This is a genomic window from [Phormidium] sp. LEGE 05292 (genome assembly GCF_015207735.1).
GTDB lineage: Bacteria > Cyanobacteriota > Cyanobacteriia > Cyanobacteriales > Aerosakkonemataceae > Floridanema.
Genome location: NZ_JADEWG010000273.1, coordinates 1 through 4407 on the forward strand (window position 1 = coordinate 1; position 4407 = coordinate 4407).

The window sequence follows — 4407 nt, forward strand, 5'->3', positions numbered from 1 at the left end:
CCACCTCCCCACCTCCCCATCTCTTCTTCCCTTCTGCCTTCTGCCTTCTGCCTTTCTTCTGCCTTTCTTCTGCCTTCGGTTAAGATTAGTTAATATGAAGATAATCTCTTTAGCAAGGGGTTGTGGACTGTTAGCTGTTGAGTATAAACTGTCAGGTTTGAGAACTAATTAATGCTGGATCAGATATTTAACTCTCCTTTTAATGCTGGGATTGAGACGCTGTTCATTTTGGTGATTTTGGTATTTCTAGAGGCGGTGTTGTCGGCGGATAATGCGATCGCCTTAGCAGCAATTTCCCAAGGACTTGAAAATAGCAAACTACAACGTCAGGCGCTGAATATCGGTTTGCTGATCGCTTATGTACTCAGAATGGCTTTGATTTTAACAGCTACCTGGGTGACAAAATACTGGCAGTTTGAAGTATTAGGTGGGCTTTATCTACTTTGGTTAGTGTTCCAATATTTTACCTCGAATGATAATGAAGAACACCATCATCATGGCCCAAGATTCCCCTCGGTGTGGCACGCTGTACCGATGATTGCTTTTACGGATTTAGCGTTTTCTTTGGATAGTGTGACAACTGCGATCGCAGTTTCCAAAGAAACATGGTTAGTCTTAACAGGTGCTACGATCGGCATCATCACTTTAAGATTTATGGCAGGTTTATTCATCCGCTGGTTAGATGAATTTGTCCATCTAGGAGATGCAGGTTATTTCACCGTTGGAATCGTAGGGGTACGCTTACTAGTTAGAGCATTTAACCCAGATTTAATTCCCCCAGAATGGCTGATGATTAGTGTAATTGCGCTGTTATTTATTTGGGGATTTTCTAAGCGCACAGTAATTGATTCCGAAACCGAAACCAAAATCACTACCCCTGAACCAGAAAAGCAAGAAACCTTTCGTTAAGTCAGACAATTTCCCTTAATTAAATATCACCTTGCAAAAACCCAATTCTTTTAAAGAGTTGGGTTTTTGCGTATAACTTAGAAGTAAAGGATTAGCAGGTTACGGAATTTTAATTAAAATCCAATAATCGCAAATTTTACTGAGAAATACTTAGCTAAAAGTAAGATTTTGTATTATTTATTGACACTTGAGCTTCTCTTAAACTGAGTATAATTAATACTTAGAAATCGACTACTAAAAATTTAGGCATAAACTTAAGTCTTTGGAGAATTTCTATAAGACAGCACTCTAGCATCAAGCTAAGTATTGGAGGTCTAAAAATGGTTTGGCAATTGCTTGGGGTAGTGGGAAAAGCTGTTAAACAAGTAGCTAAGTTTGTTCGTCCATACCTAGAAGATCTAATTCCTATACCTCCTCTCCCTATAATTAATGATTATCCAATTTTAGCCGATCGCAAAAATGATATAGAATTAGCACAATTAAAACTGCAATATTTACAACAAGCTGAAAATCTAGAGTTTCAAGCTAAACAACAAGAAAAATCCCAAAAATTCCAAGCTGAACTGGCTAAACTCAGCCAAGAAAAATCCGGCACGCTACGCGAACGCCCCTACTAGGACTAAAGTCCCTGCAACGAACCTTTGTTTGTTGTGACGACTTCAGTCGTAGCAATGTCAAAGAGTAGGACTAAAGTCCCTACAACGAACCAGTTGTTTCTTTTAATTTTCATAATTTTAACAATAAAAAAAGCCACCGGATTAATGATGGCAGATAATTGAAAATCAATTGAAATTATTCGTACAACCAAGGAGTAATTGTTGGTTGCCAACTTACCAATTCTTCATCCTTGAACCAGAGACTAATTTCGCGAGTTGCGGTTTCTGGTGCATCGGAACCATGAATTAAATTACGTCCGACGCTAACACCAAAGTCACCGCGAATTGTACCAGGTTCAGCATTTAGAGGATTGGTAGCACCAATGATTTTCCGTGCAGAGGCAATTACCCCGTCGCCTTCCCAAACCATTGCTACCACAGGGCCAGAGGTAATAAAATTAACCAAACCGGGGAAAAATGGTCTTTCCTTATGTACGTCGTAGTGTTGTTCAGCGAGTTCACGGCTGACATTGACTAGTTTTAAACCGACTAAGGTAAAACCTTTGCTTTCCAAACGGCTGATGATTTCACCTACTAGTGCTCGCTGTACGCCATCGGGTTTGATTGCTAAAAATGTGCGTTCCACTAAAAAATTTGCTCCCAAACATTGTCTACCGCTTAGTATCGTAAAACTTTCTGAGGTTAAATTTTTATTAATTTCTGATTGGTGGGGAAACTTGACAAGCTGAGTGAGGAAATTAGCCAACTACTTGCTAGCCAATACGCTAAACTGTCTATTCGGTAGTTGTTGTAAGGGCGAGAACTATGGGGGCTTACTCACGGGCTGAAGATACCACTGTGGAAGCAAAACAAGCTAAATCTTCGGCTTTAGCACAAGTGGAAACTAAGGGTATGCCACTGGTGACTAGAGAAATAACTAGACAGTGGACTATTGAAGATAGCGAAGCCCTTTATCGAATAGAAGGTTGGGGTCAGCCTTATTTTTCCATTAATGCGGCTGGTCATATTACAGTTTCGCCTAAAGGTGAGCGTGGTGGTTCGCTGGATTTATTTGAATTGGTAAATGCTCTGAAACAGCGTAATTTGGCTTTGCCGTTAATGATTCGGTTTTCGGATATTTTAGAAGATCGGATTGAGCGGTTAAATGCTTGTTTTGCGAAAGCGATCGCACGTTACAACTACCCCGGCACTTACAAGGGTGTCTATCCGGTCAAATGCAACCAGCAACGTCACTTAATTGAAGAATTGGTCACTTTTGGCAAACCACATCAATTTGGCTTGGAAGCGGGTTCTAAGCCGGAATTAATGATTGCTTTAGCGATGTTGGATACGCCTGGGGCTTTGATTACTTGCAACGGTTATAAAGACCGAGAATACATCGAAACGGCAATGTTATCCCAGCGTTTAGGACAAACGCCAATTATTGTTTTAGAACAAACTGAAGAAGTAGATTTAGTAATTAATGCGGCGAAAAATTTGGGGATTCAACCAATTGTCGGTGTGCGTGCTAAATTGAGTACTCAAGGTGTGGGACGTTGGGGTACTTCGACTGGCGATCGCGCTAAATTTGGTTTAACTATTCCTGAAATTATTCAAGTTGTAGATAAGTTTCGGGAAGCCGATCTGTTAAACTCTTTGCAACTTTTGCACTTTCATATTGGTTCTCAGATATCGGCTATTCAAGTAATTAAAGATGCCATCCAAGAAGCCAGCAAAATTTATGTGGAGTTGGCGCGGTTGGGTGCGAATATGAAATATCTTGATGTGGGCGGTGGTTTGGCGGTAGATTATGACGGTTCGCAAACTAATTTTTATGCGTCCAAAAACTACAATATGCAAAATTATGCTTATGATATTGTGGCGGAGTTAAAGGATGCTTGTGCGGAACATAATGTTTCTGTTCCTACGATAATAAGTGAAAGTGGGAGAGCGATCGCTTCTCATCAATCAGTCTTAATTTTTGATGTTCTTGGTAGTAGTGATGTTCCCAATGAAGAACCAGAAGCACCAAAAGAGGGAGAACCCCCAATAATTTGGAACCTTTGGGAAACCTATCAATCTATTAATTACGAGAATTATCAGGAAGCTTATCACGACGCGACTCAATTCAAAGAAGAAGCGATTAGTCGGTTTAATTTAGGAATTTTACGACTGGCAGAAAGAGCTAGAGTTGAGAGGATGTACTGGGCTTGTTGTCGAAAGATTGTTAAGCTGACCAGAGAAGAAGATTACGTTCCCGACGAATTGGAAGACTTGGAAAAAATCATGGCTTCCATCTATTACATTAATATGTCGGTTTTCCAATCGGCACCTGATTGTTGGGCGATCGATCAATTATTCCCTATTTTGCCAATTCATCGCTTAGATGAAGAACCAACAGAAAGAGCAATTCTGGCAGATTTGACTTGTGATAGTGATGGGAAGATCGATCGCTTTATCGATCTCCGAGATGTGAAATCAGTTCTCGAACTTCATTCATTAAAATCAGAAGAACCTTACTATTTAGGAATGTTCCTCAATGGCGCATACCAAGAAATCATGGGCTCACTGCATAATTTGTTCGGTGATACTAATGCCGTTCACATCAAACTCACCCCCAAAGGCTACCAAATTGAGCACGTCGTTAAGGGTGACACCATGAAAGAAGTACTCGGTTATGTACAGTACGATGTGGAAGATTTAGTCGAAAAAATTCGCCGTCGTTCTGAACACGCGATGCAAGAAAAACGCATCACTTTACAGGAATCTCAACTGTTACTGCAAAATTACGAACGCAGTCTCAGTCGATACACTTATTTAGTAGACTAAGGCAGAAGGCAGAAGGGAAGAAGAGGTGGGGAGGTGGGGAGGTAGGGAGGTCTGTCTCTTATACAAATCTGAC

At 40.5% G+C, this 4407-nt stretch carries 4 protein-coding genes; 3 read left to right on the forward strand and 1 reads right to left on the reverse strand.

The features are described from left to right. Positions 1 to 171 precede the first annotated feature (171 nt). Complete coding sequence (locus tag IQ264_RS31675; RefSeq protein WP_193986586.1) at positions 172 to 909, forward strand: TerC family protein; 738 nt, start codon at positions 172 to 174, stop codon at positions 907 to 909. Between the two features lie 320 nt (positions 910 to 1229). Continuing rightward, positions 1230 to 1526 carry a hypothetical protein gene (locus IQ264_RS31680; RefSeq protein WP_193986588.1) on the forward strand — a complete coding sequence of 99 codons (297 nt, stop codon included), beginning with the start codon at positions 1230 to 1232 and terminating at the stop codon, positions 1524 to 1526. A 175-nt stretch (positions 1527 to 1701) separates the two neighbouring features. Here IQ264_RS31680 and ndk read toward each other — a convergent pair whose 3' ends face one another. Next, a complete protein-coding gene (ndk, locus tag IQ264_RS31685) occupies positions 1702 to 2151 on the reverse strand; it encodes a nucleoside-diphosphate kinase (protein WP_193986590.1) in 450 nt (149 codons plus the stop codon). 266 nt (positions 2152 to 2417) lie between these two features. Here ndk and speA point away from each other — a divergent pair, with 266 nt between their 5' ends. Further along, complete coding sequence (gene speA, locus IQ264_RS31690) at positions 2418 to 4334, forward strand: biosynthetic arginine decarboxylase (protein ID WP_228061964.1); 1917 nt, start codon at positions 2418 to 2420, stop codon at positions 4332 to 4334. The last annotated feature ends 73 nt before the right edge of the window (positions 4335 to 4407 follow it).